The 18,431-nt window shown below is 71.7% G+C and carries 18 protein-coding genes; 8 read left to right on the top strand and 10 right to left on the bottom strand.

What is annotated here, in order from left to right; genetic code table 11:
* Positions 1–13 precede the first annotated feature (13 nt).
* From V1633_RS23590 to ngcE, 3 genes are all read right to left on the bottom strand, one after another.
* Entirely contained in the window at positions 14–928 is a 915-nt protein-coding gene (locus V1633_RS23590) for a carbohydrate ABC transporter permease (RefSeq protein WP_331216557.1), read from the bottom strand.
* Complete coding sequence (locus V1633_RS23585; protein ID WP_331216556.1) at positions 928–1,833, bottom strand: carbohydrate ABC transporter permease; 906 nt, start codon at positions 1,831–1,833, stop codon at positions 928–930. Before V1633_RS23585 ends, V1633_RS23590 begins: the two co-directional genes overlap by 1 nt.
* A gap of 104 nt (positions 1,834–1,937) precedes the next feature.
* A complete protein-coding gene (ngcE, locus tag V1633_RS23580) occupies positions 1,938–3,350 on the bottom strand; it encodes an N-acetylglucosamine/diacetylchitobiose ABC transporter substrate-binding protein (protein ID WP_331216555.1) in 1,413 nt (470 codons plus the stop codon).
* 321 nt (positions 3,351–3,671) lie between these two features.
* Between ngcE and V1633_RS23575 the strand changes: the two genes are divergently transcribed.
* Positions 3,672–5,036, top strand: coding sequence for an acyltransferase family protein (locus V1633_RS23575; RefSeq protein WP_331216554.1), 1,365 nt, complete (start codon positions 3,672–3,674; stop codon positions 5,034–5,036).
* Positions 5,037–5,132: 96 nt separating this feature from the next.
* Entirely contained in the window at positions 5,133–6,482 is a 1,350-nt protein-coding gene (locus V1633_RS23570) for a hypothetical protein (RefSeq protein ID WP_331216553.1), read from the top strand.
* A gap of 22 nt (positions 6,483–6,504) precedes the next feature.
* On the opposite strand, the gene V1633_RS23565 is transcribed toward V1633_RS23570, so the two are convergent.
* The 3 genes from V1633_RS23565 to V1633_RS23555 all read right to left on the bottom strand — a co-directional run bounded on the left by V1633_RS23565 (position 6,505) and on the right by V1633_RS23555 (position 10,402).
* The gene (locus tag V1633_RS23565) at positions 6,505–8,184 is read right to left on the bottom strand and encodes a PucR family transcriptional regulator (protein WP_331216552.1); all 1,680 of its coding nucleotides are present in this window, start codon (positions 8,182–8,184) and stop codon (positions 6,505–6,507) included.
* A 64-nt stretch (positions 8,185–8,248) separates the two neighbouring features.
* The gene (locus V1633_RS23560; RefSeq protein WP_331216801.1) at positions 8,249–9,427 is read right to left on the bottom strand and encodes an epoxide hydrolase family protein; all 1,179 of its coding nucleotides are present in this window, start codon (positions 9,425–9,427) and stop codon (positions 8,249–8,251) included.
* Positions 9,428–9,538: 111 nt separating this feature from the next.
* Positions 9,539–10,402: a TrmH family RNA methyltransferase gene (locus tag V1633_RS23555; protein ID WP_407952089.1), complete on the bottom strand. Its 864-nt coding sequence runs from the start codon at positions 10,400–10,402 to the stop codon at positions 9,539–9,541.
* A 114-nt stretch (positions 10,403–10,516) separates the two neighbouring features.
* On the opposite strand from V1633_RS23555, the gene V1633_RS23550 reads away from it, so the two are divergent.
* Genes V1633_RS23550 through V1633_RS23540 form a run of 3 tightly spaced genes read left to right on the top strand, consistent with a single transcriptional unit; the run spans position 10,517 to position 11,667 of the window.
* Positions 10,517–10,894 (top strand): VOC family protein, encoded by a 378-nt coding sequence (locus tag V1633_RS23550; protein ID WP_331216551.1) that lies wholly within the window; start codon positions 10,517–10,519, stop codon positions 10,892–10,894.
* On the top strand, positions 10,887–11,216 hold the full coding sequence (locus V1633_RS23545; protein ID WP_331216550.1) for an ArsR/SmtB family transcription factor: 330 nt from the start codon (positions 10,887–10,889) through the stop codon (positions 11,214–11,216). Before V1633_RS23550 ends, V1633_RS23545 begins: the two co-directional genes overlap by 8 nt.
* Entirely contained in the window at positions 11,206–11,667 is a 462-nt protein-coding gene (locus V1633_RS23540) for an SRPBCC family protein (protein ID WP_331216549.1), read from the top strand. The genes V1633_RS23545 and V1633_RS23540 overlap by 11 nt, the downstream gene beginning before the upstream one ends.
* Before the next feature lie 99 nt (positions 11,668–11,766).
* Here V1633_RS23540 and V1633_RS23535 read toward each other — a convergent pair whose 3' ends face one another.
* From V1633_RS23535 to V1633_RS23525, 3 genes are all read right to left on the bottom strand, one after another.
* Positions 11,767–12,585: a hypothetical protein gene (locus tag V1633_RS23535; RefSeq protein WP_331216548.1), complete on the bottom strand. Its 819-nt coding sequence runs from the start codon at positions 12,583–12,585 to the stop codon at positions 11,767–11,769.
* Between the two features lie 260 nt (positions 12,586–12,845).
* Entirely contained in the window at positions 12,846–13,958 is a 1,113-nt protein-coding gene (locus V1633_RS23530) for an SPFH domain-containing protein (RefSeq protein WP_331216799.1), read from the bottom strand.
* 5 nt (positions 13,959–13,963) lie between these two features.
* The gene (locus V1633_RS23525; protein ID WP_331216547.1) at positions 13,964–14,437 is read right to left on the bottom strand and encodes an NfeD family protein; all 474 of its coding nucleotides are present in this window, start codon (positions 14,435–14,437) and stop codon (positions 13,964–13,966) included.
* A 239-nt stretch (positions 14,438–14,676) separates the two neighbouring features.
* Here V1633_RS23525 and V1633_RS23520 point away from each other — a divergent pair, with 239 nt between their 5' ends.
* Positions 14,677–16,026 (top strand): serine hydrolase domain-containing protein, encoded by a 1,350-nt coding sequence (locus V1633_RS23520; protein WP_331216546.1) that lies wholly within the window; start codon positions 14,677–14,679, stop codon positions 16,024–16,026.
* Complete coding sequence (locus tag V1633_RS23515) at positions 16,023–16,586, top strand: GNAT family N-acetyltransferase (RefSeq protein WP_331216545.1); 564 nt, start codon at positions 16,023–16,025, stop codon at positions 16,584–16,586. The genes V1633_RS23520 and V1633_RS23515 overlap by 4 nt, the downstream gene beginning before the upstream one ends.
* A gap of 62 nt (positions 16,587–16,648) precedes the next feature.
* Here V1633_RS23515 and V1633_RS23510 read toward each other — a convergent pair whose 3' ends face one another.
* Positions 16,649–17,461: a DUF3097 domain-containing protein gene (locus tag V1633_RS23510; RefSeq protein WP_331216544.1), complete on the bottom strand. Its 813-nt coding sequence runs from the start codon at positions 17,459–17,461 to the stop codon at positions 16,649–16,651.
* A 98-nt stretch (positions 17,462–17,559) separates the two neighbouring features.
* On the opposite strand from V1633_RS23510, the gene V1633_RS23505 reads away from it, so the two are divergent.
* Positions 17,560–18,351: a hypothetical protein gene (locus V1633_RS23505; RefSeq protein ID WP_331216543.1), complete on the top strand. Its 792-nt coding sequence runs from the start codon at positions 17,560–17,562 to the stop codon at positions 18,349–18,351.
* The last annotated feature ends 80 nt before the right edge of the window (positions 18,352–18,431 follow it).

Genomic DNA, 18,431 nt, shown 5'->3' with positions numbered 1-18,431 from the left:
CCTGACATCGGGGCTACTTGAGCTGGCCGGCGGTCAGGCCCGACTGGATCTGCCGCTGGAAGACGACGTAGACCGCCAGCACCGGCAGCATGCCGAGGGTGAGCCCAGCGAAGAGCCCGCTGAAGTCACCCTGGTAGCCCTGACTGATCGCCAGCGCGGCCAGCCCCTGGGCGAGCACCCACTTCGACTCGTCGCCCTGCATCAGCACCTGCGGCAGGATGAACTGGTTCCACTGACTCAGGAAGTTGAAGATCGCCACACTGATCAGTCCCGGTCGCGCCATCGGCAACATCACCTGGAAGAAGAGCCGGAAGTGACCGCAGCCGTCGATCAGCCCCGCCTCGGCGACCGAGGTCGGCAGGGTCCGGAAGAACGCGGTGAGGAAGAAGACCGTGAACGGCAGCGAGTACGCCGCGTAGACCAGGATCAGCCCGATCCAGCTGTTGAACAGCCCCGCGTTGCGGACCACGAAGAAGAGCGGGACCAGGGCGAGGAAGACCGGGAACATCATCCCGCCGACGAACAGGTAGTAGAAGACCTGCCGCCCCCGGAACTCGAACCGGGCGAAGACGTACGCGGCGGTGGCCCCGAGCAGCATGGTCAGGGTCAGCGAGCCGGCCACCACCACCGCGCTGTTGAAGAAGTACTGACCGATCCGGGCCTCGGTCCAGGCCCGTACCCAGTTCTCCAGGCGCAGCGCCCCGGGCAGCCCCCAGGGGTCGGACAGGATCTCCGCGTCGCTCTTGAACGAGCTCACCATCACCCAGAGCAGCGGCAGGGTGGTCAGCAGGGCCCAGAGCAGCAGGAAGCCGTGCGAGAAGACATTGAGCACACCGAGGTCGCGACGGGGTGCCCGGTCGCCGGTCCGCGGCCGGGCCGCCCGGTCGTCGGCGGACGCGGCCGGCGTGGGGGTGTCCACGGTGGTCATCAGTACTCGATCCGTTCGCGTCGGGCGGCCCGCAGCGCCAGTACCGCCACCGACAGGGTCAGGAAGAACATCACCACGCCGATCGCCGAGGCGTACCCGAACTTGGTCTCGCTGCCGAAGGCGGTGTTGTACATCCGCAGTCCGATCACGTCGGAGGAGTGGTTCGGCCCGCCGTCGGTCATCTGTTGGATCAGGATGAAGCCGTCCAGCGCGGCGATCGCCAGGTAGATCCAGGCGACCTGGACGGTGTCCCAGAGCAGCGGGATGGTGACCCTGGTCAGGGTGGTCCACCGGGACGCACCGTCGAGCATCACCGCCTCGTAGATGTCCCGGGGAATGGCCTGCATGGCGGCGCCGAAGAGCACCACGTAGAAGCCGACGTTGCTCCAGACCATCACCGCCAGCACCGCCCAGAACGCGGTCCGGGGGTCGCCCAGCCAGGTGGGGGCGGGCAGCCCGAACCCGCGCAGCGTGGCGTTGAGCAGACCGTTGTTCGGGTGGTAGACCTCCTTCCAGAGCAGCGCGATGATCACCACCGAGAGGACCTGGGGAAAGAAGTAGACCAGCCGGTACACCGAGGAGCCGCGTACCCCGACCACGCCGGCCCGGCCGCGGCGACCGCCGGTGTTGAGCATGGTGGCGAAGAAGAGGCCGAGCGTGATGGTGAGGACCGGCAGCAGCACCAGCAGGATCGCGTTGTTCTTCACCGCGTTCCACAGGTAGCCGTCGCGGACCAGGGTCGCGAAGTTGTCCAGCCCGACGTAGTCGGCGCTGGCCGAGTAGCCGAGCCAGTCGGTGCTGGAGATCTGAAACGCCTGCAGGTACGGCGAGAGCACGAAGATGCCGTACAGCAGCAACGGCGGCACCAGGAAGGTGATGATCAGCGGGTACTTGCCATGTTTCACGAGACCGACATCCTGCCCACTCCACGCGGGAAGACCGCCTCCCGCGACAACCGCGTCGCCGGGGGCCGGCCCGGTGTGGACCGACCCCCGGCGACGTGACCCGACTACGCGCGCTTGTACTTCTTGATCGTGGTGTCGGCGGCGATCTGGTCGGCACCCTTCTGGCACGCCTCGAGGAACGCCGCCGGGGTGCTCCGGCCGCTGAAGAACTCGCCGCAGGCCGCGTCGACCAGCTCGCGCTCCAGCTTGCGGTAGAAGTTGTTGTAGACCCAGTTGAACCCGTTGGTGCCCGAGGCGTCCAGCGCCTTGACCACACTGTTCAGCCCGAACGGCAGTTCGACGCCCTCGGTGGAGCCGGCCACCACGGTCAGGCTGGAGACCCGGCGGGTGAAGTCCTGGGCGCCCTTCATCGACAGCATCGTCCGGAGGTAGTCCAGCCCGCCGGCCCGGTTCTTGGCCTTGGCCGGCACGATGAACGGCTCGCCGGCGGTGCCGCGGACCGCCTCGAACGGCAGCTTGTCGCCGCTGCCGAGGCTGGGTGTCGGCGCCACCGCCATGTTGAAGCCGGCCGGCGTGACCTTCTTCTGCTCGCTCTCCAGCCAGGACCCGCAGGAGATGAAGGCGGCCTTGCCCTGGCACCAGGCGGTCTGCGACTGCACGTGGTCCAGACCCGGCGAGCCGGAGAGGATGTAGCCGTCCTTGACGATCTGGTACCAGGCGTCGGCCGCCGCCTTCATCGCCTCGGACTTCCAGGCGTTCGGCTCCAGGTTGTCGATCGCCTTGGCCACGTCCGGGCCGCCGAACTTGACCGCCGTCGCGATCACCGGCCAGCTCATGTACCGGGGGTGCTTGCCGGCGTACGTCCAGGGCGCGATGCCGGCGGCCTTGATCTCGCGGCAGAGCGCGATGTGGTCGTCCCAGGTCTTCGGGTACGTCCAGCCGCGGTCGGTGAAGAGCTTCGTGGAGTACCAGATGCCGTAGACGGTGTACGTGTAGTTCAGGACCAGGAACTTGCCGTCGTAGGAGCCGACCTCGACCGCGCCCGGCAGCAGGGTCTGCCGGACGGTCTTCCCGGGCACGTCGAGGCTCGGCGCGTCCAGCAGTTCGCCGAGGTCGGCGAGGGCGTTCTGGGACACCAGGCCGTTGGGGTCGATCTGGCCCCCGCCGGAGTTGTTGACCACGTCGGGCGGCGTGCCGTCGACGAACCGCGGCTGCAGGGTCTTGTTGATCTCCTGGGTCGCGGAGTGCTTGATCTGCGCCTTTGGATATCTCTCGGTGTACATCGCCTCGTGGGACTTGGCATACTCTTCGCCGAAGCCACCATTGAAAATGACCACTTCGAGCGGTGCGTCGTCCTTCACACCGAGCGGATTCTGCTCGCTCTTGGTCCCCACATAGGTCTCGCCGCCACTGTCCTTCTCGCCGCCGCCGAGGGCGCAACCGGTCAGCAGGCCGGTGGCGGGGGCCGCCAGCAGGCCGGCCGCCGCCGTACGACGCAGGATCTCACGCCTGTTCATAGCTTCTCCTCGGATCCGGTTCAGGTGGACGCCGCGACCGGTGGAGGCGACGCCCGCCGTCGAGGCGCAGGGTCATCGGGCTGGTAACACTGGGCGCTGCTGGGGAGCTGGAGTTGTCACCGCACCGGTCGATGGTTGGCACGGTCGTTGCTTGTCTTCACTTAACCGTAAGTTACTGAAGGATTCTTACGGAAGTGGGTGCCGGCAGCAACCCCCGACGGCCGAACCGTTACGGACCGGCAACGCACCAGGGACTCCACCGGCACCGGCGATCTGCCGGATACCCCGCCGCCACCCCGGCCGGATCGATAGCCTGACCGCATGCGCCGCCTGCGGGAGCTCGCCGGCCGCACGCCCGCCCGACGGGAGCGCTACGTCGACCTGCTCCGCGCGGTGGCGATCACCATGGTGGTGCTCGGCCACTGGCTGATCGCCGTCATCGACCACGACCCGACCGGCGGCCTGCGCGGCCACTCCGCGCTGGAGACACTGGTCGCGGCCCGCCCCGGCACCTGGCTGTTCCAGGTCCTGCCGCTGTTCTTCCTGGTCGGTGGCTACGCCAACGCCGCCTCGCTCGAGTCGCACCGGCGACGCGGCGGTGACGCCGGCGAGTGGCTGCGCGACCGCACCGGACGCCTGGTCCGACCCACCACCGTGCTGCTGGTGCTGCTCGCCGCCACCGGCCTGCTGGCCCGACTGCTCGGCGTCGACCCGGTCCAGGTCCGCACCGTGGTCTGGTACGCCACCATCCCGCTCTGGTTCCTCTCCGCGTACCTCTGCGTGGTCCTGCTCGCCCCGGTCATGTACGCCCTGCACCGGCGCTTCGGCCTCGCCGTACCGGTCGTGCTCCTGCTCCTGCTCACCCTCGGTGACCTGGGTCGACTGCTCTGGATGGGTTGGCTGTCGTACGGGAACTACCTGTTCGGCTGGCTCGGCATGCACCAGGTCGGATTCGCCTGGCGTACCGGGGCGCTGCCGATGCGCCCCCGGGTCGGGCTGCCGCTGCTGGTGATCGGCCTGGCCGCCGTGCCGTTGCTGACCGTGCTCGGCCCGTACCCGATCAGCATGATCAACCAGCCGGACCAGCGGATCCAGAACATGTCCCCGCCGAGTCTGGCCCTGCTCGCCCTGGCCACCGCCCAGCTCGGGCTGATCATGCTGCTCCGCGGGCCCGCCGAGCGGTGGCTGCACCGGCCCCGGCCGTGGACGGCCGTGGTCGCGGTGAACGCCGTGATCCTGACCGTCTTCCTGTGGCATCTCACCGCGGTGATCCTGCTGGCCGGCCTGCTCGACGCGCTCGGCGTGCTGCCCACCCCACCGGTCGGGAGCACGGCCTGGTGGCTCTGGCGGATCGCCTGGCTGGCCATGCTGAGCGTGGTGCTGGCGCTGCTGGTCGGTGTTTTCGGCCGGATCGAGATTCGCGGCTCCCACCGGCCCGCGCACCGGCCCGGCTGGCTGCCGGCCGGCGTGGCCCGCGCGCTGGCCCGGCCGCCGCTCCGGCTGTCGCTGATCCTGCTCGGCTTCGGCGCGACGGTGGTCGGCCTGTTCAGCAACAGCGTGGCGTCGAGGTCCGGCGACTATCCGCTGGGCCTGCCGACCGGCGCCCTGGCCGTGTACCTCGTCGGTGCCGCCCTGCTCCGGCTGGTCCGGTCCGTGCCGGACGACGACCCGGGCCGGTCGGGCTGATCCGGGCGGCAGCCGCCGGTCCGGTCCACCCCGTCGACCCCGACAAACTGCCCATGCTGCGCCGCGCGCCACGATCGTCCCGGCCTACTATGGCGTGTGCCCAACGGACAGCTCCCGCGGATGGAGACCTTCTCCTTCCCCGCCCACTCGTTCGACCCGGAGACCGGCGAGGTCGCCCTCGACTACGCGCTGACCGGCCCGGACGGCGAGCTACGGTTCACCGAGACGATCACCCTGCCGGTCCCGCCGACGCCGCCGTCGGCACCGACCCGGCAGACCCTCGACCGGGTCCTGGAGCTGCTGCACCTGGTCGCCGGGGTCAGCTACTACAAGGCCGCCGCCCCGCCCCGGCTGCTCCTGCCGGCGCCGCTGGGCGAGGCCGCGACCGCCCTGGTCACCGCCGTCTACACCAAGGGCCTCGCCGAGTACGCCTACCGCAACCAACTGCCGCACGTGCTGGAGCTGGTGCCCACCGCGCCGGAGGGCCGACCGGTCGACCCGGTCACCTGGGACAACTCCGACCGGCGGCCGCTGTCGACGGTCGGCGGCGGCAAGGACTCGATCGTCAGCCTGGAGGCGCTGCGCCGGGCCGGCCTCGACCCGGTGCCGTTCTCGGTCAACCCGAACCACATCATCACCTCGGTCTTCGAGGCCTCCGGCCTGACCCCGCTGGCCGCCCGTCGCCGGATCGACCCGGCACTGATCGCGCTGAACTCGGCCGGCGCCCTGAACGGGCACATTCCGGTCACCGCGATCAACTCGCTGATCGCGGTCGCCACCGCCGTCCTGCACGGGCTGGGTCCGGTGGTGATGTCGAACGAACGCTCCGCCTCCGACCCGAATCTGATCTGGAACGGTCACGAGGTCAACCACCAGTGGTCCAAGGGCGTCGAGGCCGAGGGACTGCTCCGGGCGGCGCTGGCCGGACACGCCGGGCTGACCGAGCCGTACTTCTCGCTGCTGCGCCCGCTCTCGGAACTGCACATCGCCCGACTGTTCGCCCAGTTCGACCGGTACGACGACGTGGTCACCAGCTGCAACGCCGCGTTCAAGCTGCACGACCCCAGCGCGCGGTGGTGCGCGGACTGCCCCAAGTGCCGGTTCATCTTCCTGGCGCTGGCCCCGTTCATGCCCCGGGACCGACTGGTCCGGATCTTCGGCGCCGACCTGCTCGCCGACCCGGCGCAGGCCCCGGGCTATCTCGAACTGCTCGGCATCGACGCGCACAAGCCGTTCGAGTGTGTCGGCGAGGTGGAGGAGTCGGTGGTCGCGCTCGGTCTGGTCGCCGAGCACCCCGACTGGCGGGACGCGGCCGTGGTCCGGACCCTGCTGGCGGCCGTACCGGCCGAGGCGTGGACGGCGGCGAACTCCACCGACGTCTTCACCCCGGCGGGTCCGCACTTCGTGCCGCCGCCCTACGCCAAGGCGCTCACCTCGATCTCCTGACCGACGGACTCCCGCGACCGGCTCAACCGTCCCGTACGGCGTCCAGGGCGAGCAGCGCGACGTGCAGGGAGAGGCAGTCGTCGACCGAGTCCAGGTCGACGCGGAGGATCCGGGCGAGCCGGGCCAGCCGTTCGTAGAACGCCGGGCGGGACAGGTGCGCCGCCGTGGCGGCGGCCGACTTGTTCCGCCCGCTCTCCAGGTAGCTGCGCAGCGTGCCGAGCAACTGCTCGCGGGGATGCTCGGCGTCGTACGCCAGCAGCGGGCCGAGTTCCCGCTCGACGAAGGTCTGCAACCTCGGCTCCTCCCGGAGCAGGTGCAGCAGTCCGGCCAGCCCCACCTGGGGCAGCCGGAACACCCGCAGGTCACGCCGGCCGCGTCGGGCCGCGTCGGCGACCTGCCGGGCCTCGAGCAGGGAGCGTCGCGCCTCCCGGAGGTCAGCCACCCCGGAGCCGGCCGCCACGATCACCGCACCGGCCGGCCCGAGGCCCATGCCGTCACGTGTCCCGGCCACCGCGCCCGCGCCGTCGCGTACCCGGTCCAGCGCGGTGGCGAACGCGGCCAGGGCGGCATCCTCGTCGCCGGCACCGCGCAGCGCCAGCAACGCGCCGACCGCCTGGTCGTCCAGGGTGCTCGACAGCCCGCTCAGCTCGGCGTCCCGGAGCGCCTGACTGACCGCCTCGGCCAGGTCGCGCAGCCGGGCCTGGTGGGTCGGGGTCGGACCCGGCTCGTCGGTCCGGAACCGGACCACCACCCCCACCAGGTGCCGCCGGTCCAGCGGAACGCCGAGCGCCCGGGCCCGCAGCGCCACCTCGTCGACCGGCCGGGTGTGGTCGAGCAACGCGGTGAGCAGGTTGCGGTGGATCTGCCGTTCCAGCCCTTCGGCGTCACGCCGGATGAGCCGGCCCAGCGCCAGGGTGGAGGCGGCCCGCTCGATCAGGATGGTCAGCCGGGTCGGCGGGGTCGGGGCACCTGCCGACAGGTCACCCGGCCAACGCAGCAGCAGCCTTCCCCAGTCCTGTCCCCGGGCGCCGACCATGGTCACCAGCCAGCCCACCTCCGGGTCGTACGCCGTCCGGCCGACCTGCCGGATCCGCCGGGAGTGCTGCTCCCAGCCGCGCAGCAGCAGTTCCGCGCTCTGCCCGGCGGTGGCGTAGCCGAGCACCTGTCGGGAGAGGTTCTCCAGCACCACCGGGCTGCCGGCCAGCTCGGCGGCCTGCCGGACCACCTCGGCCGGCTCGGCGCCCTCCACGGACAGTTCGGTGAAGCGCTGGTGGATCTCCTCGGTCGCCCGCAGCTCGGTGAGCTGGGCGTCGACGATGAGTGCGTGCACCGCCTCGGTGATCGGGACGAACGGGGTCACCCGGCACAGCTCGACCAGTGGCAGCCCTCTCCGCTCGGCCGCCGCGACCATGCTCCTCGGCACCGTGCCGGAATACCGCCGCCCCAGCTCGACCAGCAGCCCGGAGACCCCGGCGTCGGCCAACTCGTCGATGAACGCGCGCAGCCCGGCATCGTCCCCGGGCAGCCCGATACCGGTGGTGAGGACCAGTTCGCCGCCGCTGAGCAGGGCGGCGATGTCCGGAACCTCGGCCGCGTGCACCCACCGGACGAGCCGGTCGAGCCCGCCCGCCCCGGCGACCACCCGGGGTCCGCCGTGCCGGACCGGATCGAGGGCCAGCACCTCACGCACGGTCGGTAACACGCGCTCGACGGTACCGCCCCCGGTCGGGCGACCGCCGGGCGCGACCAGCGGCAACCTGGCCGGATCAGTCGGACGTCTCCGCGCGGAGCTGCCGGAAGAATGCCCTGATGTCAGCGATCAGCAGATCCGGCGCCTCCATCGCGGCGAAATGCCCGCCCCGGTCGAACTCCGTCCATCGCACGATGTTGTTCGTCCGCTCGGCGATGTGTCGCAACGGAATGAAGTTGTCCTGCGGAAAGGCGGCCAGCGCGGTCGGTGCGGACGACGACTCCGGCGGCGACCCCCAGTAGTCCGAATGTGCCCGCTCGTAGTAGATGCGGGCGGACGAGCCGGCCGTTCCGGTGAGCCAGTAGAGCATGACGTTGGTGAGCAGGTGATCGCGGTCGACGGCGTCTTCCGGGCGGGTGGACGAGTCCGTCCATTCCTTGAACTTCTCCGCTATCCAGGCCAACTGTCCGACCGGAGAGTCGGTCAGGCCGTAGGCAAGCGTCTGCGGTCGCGTGGACTGGATGGCCGCGTAGCCGGCCCGGTCGCGGTCCCACTGTTGGGTGCGCCGCCACGAGGCCAGCGTCCGCTCCCGTTCCGCCGGACCCAACATGGCGAGTTGGGCCGCGTCCGGCTCCTCCGTCACGGACGATCCCGGCAGCAGGTTCAGGTGTACGCCGATGACGTCGTCGGTCCGGGTACGGCCGAGTTCGCGGGAGATGACCGAACCCCAGTCACCGCCCTGCACGCCGTACCGCTGATAGCCGAGCCGCCGCATCAGTTCGGCGAATGCGGCGGCCACCCGCCGGTACTCCCATCCGGTCTCCCGGGTCGGCCCGGAGAACCCGAACCCCGGAATGCTCGGCACAACCAGGTGGAAGGCGTCGGACGGGTCGCCGCCGTGGTTCAACGGATCGGTCAGCGGCCCGGCGACCTCGACGAACTCCACGATCGAGCCGGGCCAGCCATGCGTGATGAGCAGCGGAGTCGCGCCCGGCTCCGGCGACCGGATGTGCGCGAAGTGAATGTCCGCCCCGTCGATAGCGGTGATGAACTGCGGCCATTCGTTGAGCCTGGCCTCCGCGGCACGCCAGTCATATTCGTACCGCCAGTACCGCGCCAGGTCCATCAGGTAGTCCAGCGGAATGCCGTACTCCCAGCCCACCCCGGACAACTGGTCGGGCCACCTGGTGCGATCGAGCCGCTCGTACAGATCGTCGAGATCGCGTTGCGGAATGTCGACCCGGAAGGGGTGAATGCTCACATCGGGCGAAGCTGTCACAACTGCGGATACTAAGGTCTGTCCCGTCGAGCGCCCAGTGTTCCACGTCTCCCTGGCCGCACAGGCCCCCCGAGCGTCATCCGCCCCTCACAGCGGATCGTCGCGCCCCAGTTCCCAGAAGGCGACCGCGGCCGCGGCGGCCACGTTCAACGAGTCCACTCCGCGCCGCATCGGGACGACCACCCGTACGTCGCTGGCCGACTGGGCCGCCGCGGTGAGGCCGGGGCCCTCGGCTCCCAGCAGCAGCGCCGCCCGTTCACGCTGGGCCGGAGTGAGCCGCTGGATCGGTACGGCGTCCGGCGCCGGCGTCATGGCGAGCACGGTGAAACCCGCCGCCCGCACCTGGTCCAGGCCCGCCGGCCAGCGGTCGAGCGTGGCGTACGGCACCGCGAAGACCTCGCCCATGCTGACCCGTACGCTGCGCCGGTAGAGCGGGTCGGCGCAGGACGGGGAGAGCAGTACGGCGTCCACCCCGAGCGCGGCGGCACCCCGGAAGATCGCGCCCAGGTTGGTGTGGTTGTTCACATCCTCCAGCACCGCCACCCGGCGGGCGTCGGCCAGCACCCGTTCCACCGCCGGCAGCTCCCGGCGGTGGAACGAGGCGAGCACGCCCCGGTGCACGTGGAAACCGGTCGCCTGTTCCAGCACCGCCTGGCTGGCGGCGTAGACCGGAGCGCCGCCGGTCGGCACGTCCCCGAGCTGGTCGACCCGTTTGGCGTCGACGAGGAAGGAACGCGGCCGGTAGCCGGCCCGGAGCGCGCGGCGCAGCACCAGCTCACCCTCGGCGATGAACAGCCCGTGCGGCGGCTCCCACCGGGTACGCAACTCGACGTCGGTCAGCGCCCGGTAGTCGGCGATCCGCGGGTCGTCCGGATCGGTGATCTCCTCGACGGACCTGTCGGGCGCGTCGGCGGTCTGGTCGGCGGGCAGGGCGCTCTGGTCGGTGGGCACGCCCCGATTCTCCTCCGGGCGCCGTGTGCGTGATCGGCTGGGAGAGCCGCACGCCTCAGGTAGGAGATTTCCTACCATTGACTGGTAGGAAATCTCCTACCTAAGATTCGCCACATGACGATCAACCGGATCCAACTGCTCTCCCTGCCGGTGACCGACCAGGACCGGGCCCGGGACTTCTACGTCGACGTCCTCGGCTTCGACCTGCTCGGCGACAACCCGATGGGCCCCGAACGACGGTGGGTGCAGGTCGCCCCGAAGGGCGCCGACACCTCGATCACCCTGGTCACCTGGTTCGACACCATGCCACCCGGCTCGGTGAAGGGCCTGGTCCTGGAGACCGACGACCTCGACGGCGATGTCGCCGACCTCACCCGCCGGGGCGTACGGATCCAGGGAGGCGTCCAGGAGGCGCCCTGGGGGCGGTTCGTCACCTTCGACGACCCCGACGGCAACGGCATCGTGCTCCAGGCCACCACCGCCCATGCCTGAGGTCGACGTCTTCGCCGCGCTGGCCAACCCGACCCGCCGGCAACTGCTCGGCCTGCTCCTGGACCGCGAGAGTCGTCCGGTCCAGGAGTTGGCGGAGCACTTCGACATGCGCCGCCCGAGTCTCTCCGAGCATCTGAAGGTGCTCAAGGACGCCGGGCTGGTGGTCGAACGCAGGGTCGGCCGGCAGCGACGGTACTCGCTGCGCCCGGAACCGCTGCGCGACGTGGCGGAGTGGCTGACGCCGTACGAGCGGTTCTGGCGGGAGAAGCTCAGCAACCTACGTGACCTGCTCGACGCCGAAAGGGGCGACGATGACCGATGACCAGGGTGTGATCCGGGTCGACCAGTACCTCGGGCATCCACCGGCCCGGGTCTGGCGTGCCCTCACCGACCCCGACCTGCTGGCCGACTGGTTCATGCCGAACGACTTCAAGCCGGTGCCGGGGCACCGGTTCACCTTCCGGACCACGCCCCGACCCGACCAGGGCTTCGACGGCCTGGTGCACTGCGAGGTCCTGGAACTCGAACCGGAGCGCCGGCTGCGGCTGGCCTGGCGCGGCGGACGGCTGGACAGCACGGTCACCTGGACCTTGGCCGCCGAGGGACGCGGCACCCGGCTCTTCGTCGAGCACGCCGGCTTCGACCCGGACGACCCGGACCACCAGCGGACCTTCGCCATCATGTCCGGCGGCTGGCGTTCCCACGTACTGCGCCGGTTGGCGGCGACGCTCGACGCGTCGGACACCCCGGAGACCGGCGACCGGAGCGGCTAGCGCCGTCCAGCCCCCCGGCCGCCGGGACGGCGACACCCGCCGCGACGGATCAGGGCGTGCCGGGTACGGGGCCGGACGCCACGACCCCGCCCGGGCGGGTCAGGGCGTGGCGGGCGAGGTCGCCACCACCACGCTGTCCCCGGCGGGGACGGTGGCGGCGACCGCGCCGGGCCGACTCGCTCTGGTCAGGCTGGCCCGGGCGGACGAGGGCAGCAGGCGGCCCGCCCGCCAGCCCACCCCGACCCCGGCGGCGAGCAGGACCACCGCGCCGAGACTGTGCAGCGCCGACGCCAGCATCCCGCCCAGGCCGAGCATCGGCGCCGCGACCATGACCATCACCCCGTCGCCCCGGCTGAAGACACCGGACCGGAACAGGGCCAGCCCGGTCAGGCCCCAGCCGAGCGAGTAGAGCGCACCGCCGGTGACGGCGATGACCCGGCCGGACGCCCCGAAGGTCGCCGAGGTGTCCGGAAGGCCGCCGAACGGCAGCAGCAGCATCGTGCCGGCGACCCCGACCAGCAGTCCGGCGGTGGCGAGGACCCGGGTCCGGGCGGCGACCAGCAGACCGGTGATCGCCAGTGCGGCGAGTACGCCGAGCCAGAGAGCGGCGATCCAGCCGAGCAGGTGCGCCGGCCGGCCCTGGGCCAGGAACGGGGCGTCACCGGCACCGACCAGGGTCACCGAACCGTACACAATGGCGTAACCGGGCAGGATCCAGACGGCGCGGCGGGCGGCCCGGCGTACCGACCAGGCCCAGGTCGCGTCGCTGGCCGGTCGGCCGGGCGTCCGCTCGTACGCGAAGCGCATCAGCGCGAAACCGCCGTGCGGCCAGCGTCCCGAGAGGGGGTCGACTTTGTACCCGATCGCGGTCCCGCCGCCGGTCGCGACCGAGCTGGCGCTCTTCGGGCGTTTTGCCACGGTCGGCGGGTGTTTTGAGCTTCGGACGGGGTTTTCCGGGCCGCCGGAGCGGTTTGCCGGTTTCGAGGGGTGGGTCACGGGCGACACCTCGCTCACCTGGTACGCGGGTGGGCGAGGGCGCATCCGTTGCGGCGCCCCGGCTCCTGGTCACCACCCGTCGCTAGGACCGATCGTGTCAGGTGCCGGGGTGCCGTGCGGATGCTTCGGCGAATCGTCCCCACCGGCGACCCGGTCGTCACCGAAAGCGCCGGTGGGGACGGTCAGCCTCGCTCCGTCTGCCGCTTCTCCACAGTGGAGTCGTCGACCAGGCTCGCCGGCGAGACCGGCTCGGGCGCGGGCAGTTGCCGCGACCCGGCACCGCCGGACACCTGCGCCTCGACGACGCGTACCTCGTCGGTGACCTCACGGGCCGCCTCCGCCGCCGCCCGGGCCGCCTCGGCGGCCTCCCGCTCGACGGCGGCCGTGTCGACCGTGGCACGAGGTTCGTCCCCGGCTGTCTGGCTCAACCCGCCGAGCGCGCCGCCGAGCCCTTCGAGGGCCTTGGTCAGCTCGGCCGGAACGATCCAGACCTTGTTCGCCTGGCCGTTGGCGATCTCCGGCAGCGCCTGCAGGTACTGGTAGGCGAGCACCTTCTGACTCGGGTTCGCCTGGTGGATCGCGTCGAAGACGGTACGGATCGCCTTGGCCTGCCCCTCCGCCTGGAGGATCCGGGCCTGCCGCTCGCCGTCCGCGCGCAGCACCGCGGCCTGCTTCTCACCCTCGGCGGAGAGGATCTGCGCCTGCTTGTGCCCCTCCGCGTTCAGGATCGCGGCCCGCCGGTCCCGCTCGGCCCGCATCTGCTTCTCCATCGAGTCGCGGATGCTCGGCGGCGGCTCGATCGCCTTGATCTCCACCCGGGTGACCTTGACCCCCCACCGCCCGGTCGTCTCGTCGAGCTTCCTGGAGAGCTGCTGGTTGATCTCCTCCCGGCTGGTCAGCGCCCGTTCCAGGTCGAGCGAGCCGATCGCGTTCCGCAGGGTGGTGACGGTCAACTGCTCGATGGCCTGGAGGAAATGCGAGATCTCGTACGTCGCCTGCACCGAGTTGACCACCCGGAAGTACAGCACCGTGTCGATCGAGACGACCAGGTTGTCCGAGGTGATCACGGGCTGCGGCGGGAAGCTGACCACCTGCTCCCGCATGTCGACCTTGGTGCGTACCGCGTCGACGAACGGCACCAGCAGGCTGAGCCCGGGACCGAGGGTGCGCTTGTACCGCCCCAGCCGCTCCACCACGTACTCACGCTGCTGCGGAACGATCTTCACAGCCCGGATCAGGGTCACCACCGCGATCAGGGCCACGGCGCCCAACAGCAGACCGATCACACTTCCCACATCGCTCACCCCTTGCCATCCGGTTGTTCATCAGTTGCGAACTCGTCCCGCCAGACCAGCGCGGTGACACCCTTGACCTCGATCACCCGGACCCGTTCCCCGGCCGCGATCACCTGGGTGCCGTCGTAGGCGCGGGCCGCCCAGATCTCGCCGTCGATCCGGACCACCCCGTTGTCGGCGTCGACCCGCTCCAGCACCAGCGCGCTGCTCCCCGCGATCGCCTGGACGCCGAACGCCTGTTCCCCGTCCCCGGCCGGCGCCGACCGGCGGTGCCGCCGGATGGCCGGCCGGGCAAAGAGCAGGGTCAGCGCCGAGACGGCCGCGAAGACCACGGCCTGCAGCGGCACCGGGGCGCCGAGAGCCGCCGCACCGGCCGCCGCGAACGCCCCGATGCCGAACATGAGGAGGAAGAGCGTCGTCGTGAAGATCTCCGCCACGGCGAGCACGACACCCAGGACGATCCACAGGAGGGGCTCCACTCCCCGATCCTGGCACGCCGACGCACGTCACGACCACCGGCGGACATCGCCGCCGGTAAGATCCCGGCACACCGGCGCACGTTCCGGACCTCCACATCCGGCGACGGACCGGCCCCCGGCCCGCTCGGCAGCCCGGCGACGGAAGATCGTCTTCCGTACGGACGGTCCGACGAGGGGGGCCGTTTCATGGCCCGGGCGGTCCGGCGACGGACCCGACCACCTGCCGAAGGAGGCATGACGTGACCCCGCCGTCGGAGAGCCACCCGCTGCTGCCGGAGACCGTTCGCCGGGTCGACACCCTGGTCGGCCAGGCCCAGGCCGCCGGCCGCGCCCCATCGGTGATCATCGGTGTGATGCGGGACGGACAACTCGTCCACGTCGCCACCGCCGGCCGGACCCCGACCCCGGACCCGGATCTCCAGTACCGGATCGGCTCGATCAGCAAGACGATGACCGCCGCACTGCTGCTCCGGCAGCGTGACGAGGGACGGCTCGACCTGGACGACCCGCTGGAACGACACCTGCCCGGCGGCCCGCTCGGCACGGTCCGGCTGCGCCAACTGCTCAGCCACGTCGGCGGCCTGCAACGCGAACCCGACGGCGACTGGTGGGAACGGTCCGCCGGAGCCGATCTGGACACCCTGCTGGCCGGGCTCACCGCCGACAAACTGAGCCACCCGCCACACCGGGTCTTCCACTACTCCAATCTGGCCTACGGGCTGCTCGGTGCGGTGCTGGAACGTCGTACCGGCGAGTCGTGGTGGGACCTCGTCCGGTCCCGACTGCTCGATCCACTGGGGATGGTCCGCACCTCCTACCAGGCGACCGAGCCGTTCGCCCGGGGCTACGTCGTACATCCCTGGCACGGCACGCTGCACGAGGAGCCGCGTACCGACACCGGGGCGATGGCCCCGGCCGGACAGCTCTGGGCCAGTCTCACCGACCTGGCCCGGTGGGCCGCGTTCCTTGCCGACCCGGACCCGGAGGTGCTGGCCCCGGAGACCCTCGCCGAGATGTGCACCCCGGCAGTCCTCGCCGACCTCGACTCCTGGACCGCCGGCTACGGTCTCGGCCTGGAACTGCACCGCCTCGGCGACCGGGTGTACGTCGGACACGGCGGCTCGATGCCGGGCTACGTGGCCACCCTCTCGGTGCACCGGCCGTCCGGGACCGGCGTGGTCGGCTTCGCCAACTCGTACGGCCTCCGCTCCGGCGCGCTGTCGACACTCGGCCGCCAGCTGCTCAGCACGGTGCTCGACCTGGAGCCCGTGCCGGTCCCCCGTCCCTGGCTGCCGGCCGCCGGACCGCCGCCACCCGGGGTCGCCGAACTGACCGGCCGGTGGTGGTGGATGGGGCGGGAGTACGAACTTGCCTGGGACCCGGACACCGACGAGCTGATCTGCGCCAACCTGCTGCCCGGCGGCACCGTCGGATGGCGGTTCGGCCGGGACGCCGCCGGGCGGTGGCGGGGCCGCTCCGGGATGAACGACGGGGAGATCCTGACCGTCCGCCGCGACCCGGCCGACCGGGTGACCGCGCTGGAGATCGCCACCTTCGTCTTCACCCGGACCCCGGAGGACCTCGGGTGAACCGTCCCACCGATCCGCCCCTGCCGAAGGAGGCCATGGTGCCGACCCGGGACCCGGAGATCACCCCGGCGACCGCGGCCGACCTGGCGGCGATCACCGACATCTACGCCCACTACGTCACCGGCAGCGTGGCCACCTTCGACGAGACCCCGCCCGACGTCGACCACTGGCGGCAGCGGCTCGCCGACCTGACCGGACGGGGCCTGCCCTTCCTCGTCGCCCGGGTCGACGGCCTCGTCGCCGGGTACGCCTACGCCGGGCCGTACCGTCCCAAACCCGCCTACCGGCACACCGTCGAGGACACCATCTACCTCGCTCCGGGCCGGGCCGGTCAGGGTCTCGGCCGGGCCCTGCTCGGCGCCCTGCTCCCGGCGGCCCGGTCCGCCGGAGCGCGGCAGATGGTCGCGGTCATCGCCGACACCGGCAGCGACGCCTCGGCCGCGCTGCACCGCCGGTTCGGCTTCGTCGAGGTGGGTCGGCTCGTCGGGGTCGGCTACAAACACGACCGGTGGATCGACACCGTGCTGATGCAGCGTGACCTGTCCGCCGGACCCGCCTGAGCCGCCGCCGCCGGACGGCTCCGGTCGGTACTGGCGGATCGACGGCGTGCCGGGCGGCGACCTCAGGACGGCTCGGTCACAAAGTCGATCAGTTGTTCCACCGCGTTGATCAGCGGGGTCTCCACGTCGTGGAAACTGTCGACCCGGGCCAGGATCCGCCGCCACAGGTCGGCCGGCTCGGCGACCCCGAGCGCCGCGCAGACCCCCTCCTTCCACGGCCGCCCCGGCGGCACCACCGGCCAGGCCGGGATCCCCACCGCGGCCGGCTTCACGGCCTGCCACACGTCGACGTACGGATGCCCGGTGACCAGGACGTGCGGCGAGGTGACGGTCGCGACGAGCCGGCTCTCCTTCGAGCCGGCCACCAGGTGGTCGACCAGCACCCCCAGCCGCCGGTCCGGTCCGGGCCCGAACTCCCGTACCCGCTCGGGAAGCATGTCGATGCCGTCGAGCGGCTCCACCACGACACCCTCGATCCGCAGGTCGTCACCCCAGATCCGTTCCACCAGCGCGGCGTCGTGCACCCCCTCGACCCAGATCCGGCTGGCCTTGGCCACCTGGGCGCGTACCCCGGCGACCGCGACGGAACCGGAGGCCGTCCGCCGTCGGGCCGGCGGGGCCGTCCGTGGTGCCGGCCGACGCAGCGTCACCGGCGTGCCGTCCAGCAGGAACGCCGCCGGCAGCAACGGAAAGTTCCGGCGTCGTCCGTGCCGGTCCTCCAGCACCACCGCACCCGACTCGAAGCCCACCACCGCGCCGCAGAAGCCCGAGTCGACGTCCTCGACGACCAGATCGGGCTCCGCGTCCACCTCGGGCACTACCTTGCGTCGTCGCCAGTTCCCGGCGAGCACGTCCTCGCCGTACCTTCTCCCCATGAGGGGCGACGCTAGCCGCAACCGGATGTTCGGTGACGTAGCCGCGCCGCCGCGCGGGGCCGGGAGACAGGGGCGGGCTGAGCACGTACCCTAGCCGCATGTCCCCCGCAACGGGCGCGGCGACCCTGACGGCGCGCCGCTCGAGCCGCTTCGTGGCCTGGGTGCGCGCCTGGCGCGCCGGCCTGGTGCCGTACGACGAGATCGCCGACGAGATCGAGCGCGGCGAGGAGCATCTCGTCGCGGACGCACCCGGCACCTGGACCGACGTCCCGCTGCGCGCGGCGCTCCCGGTCTTCGCCAAGCTCTCGCCGGACGAGATCCGGCTGGTGCTGCCCGCCCCGGGCGATCCGCGCGGGCTGCCCGGTCCGGGACCGTTCAGTTCCGCCGCGCTGCTCGCCGGGGAGGCGGTGGTGGCCCGCGGCCTCGGGGTGATCCCGGAGGTACGCACCCACACGTCCGGGTCCGGGGTGACCTTCGAGACAGTGCTGTGGCGGGTCTACCCGCTGGCCGAGGACGCACCGGCCGCCTCGCTGGGCAGTCCGGGCGCGGCCGAGGCCGAGGCGGACCTCGCGGTCAGCCTGGCCGAGGCGACCGCGGCGCTGACCCGACTCGACGTGGCGCAGTGGCGCCCGGAGCTGGCCGGGGCGCTGGCGGCGCTGCGTCGGCCGGACAGTGCCGTCGACCTGCCTCCCGGGTTCGATCCGCGCTCCCGCCGGCTGTTCGCCCGGGCCAGCGTGCTCGACCAGGTGCTCGCGCTGGCCGAGAACGTGGCGCCCGGCGGCTCGGTCAACGCCCACGAGGCGCAGCGGCGGGACGAGGCACTGCGCCCGCTCACCGCCGCGTGCCGCCGGGCCGTCGTCGCCGCCTGCAACGCCCCGCTGTCCGCCTAGCGCGGCCCGCCCGCCCGGGTCCGGCTCAGGCCCACGCCGCCCGTCCAGGTCGGCACGGGACCGCCCAGGCCGCACCGGCT

Origin of the sequence: Plantactinospora sonchi (assembly GCF_036422035.1) — a bacterium.
Classification (GTDB): domain Bacteria; phylum Actinomycetota; class Actinomycetes; order Mycobacteriales; family Micromonosporaceae; genus Plantactinospora; species Plantactinospora sonchi.
Note: the sequence above shows the minus strand (reverse complement) of the source record. Positions and strands in the feature narration are given on the sequence as shown.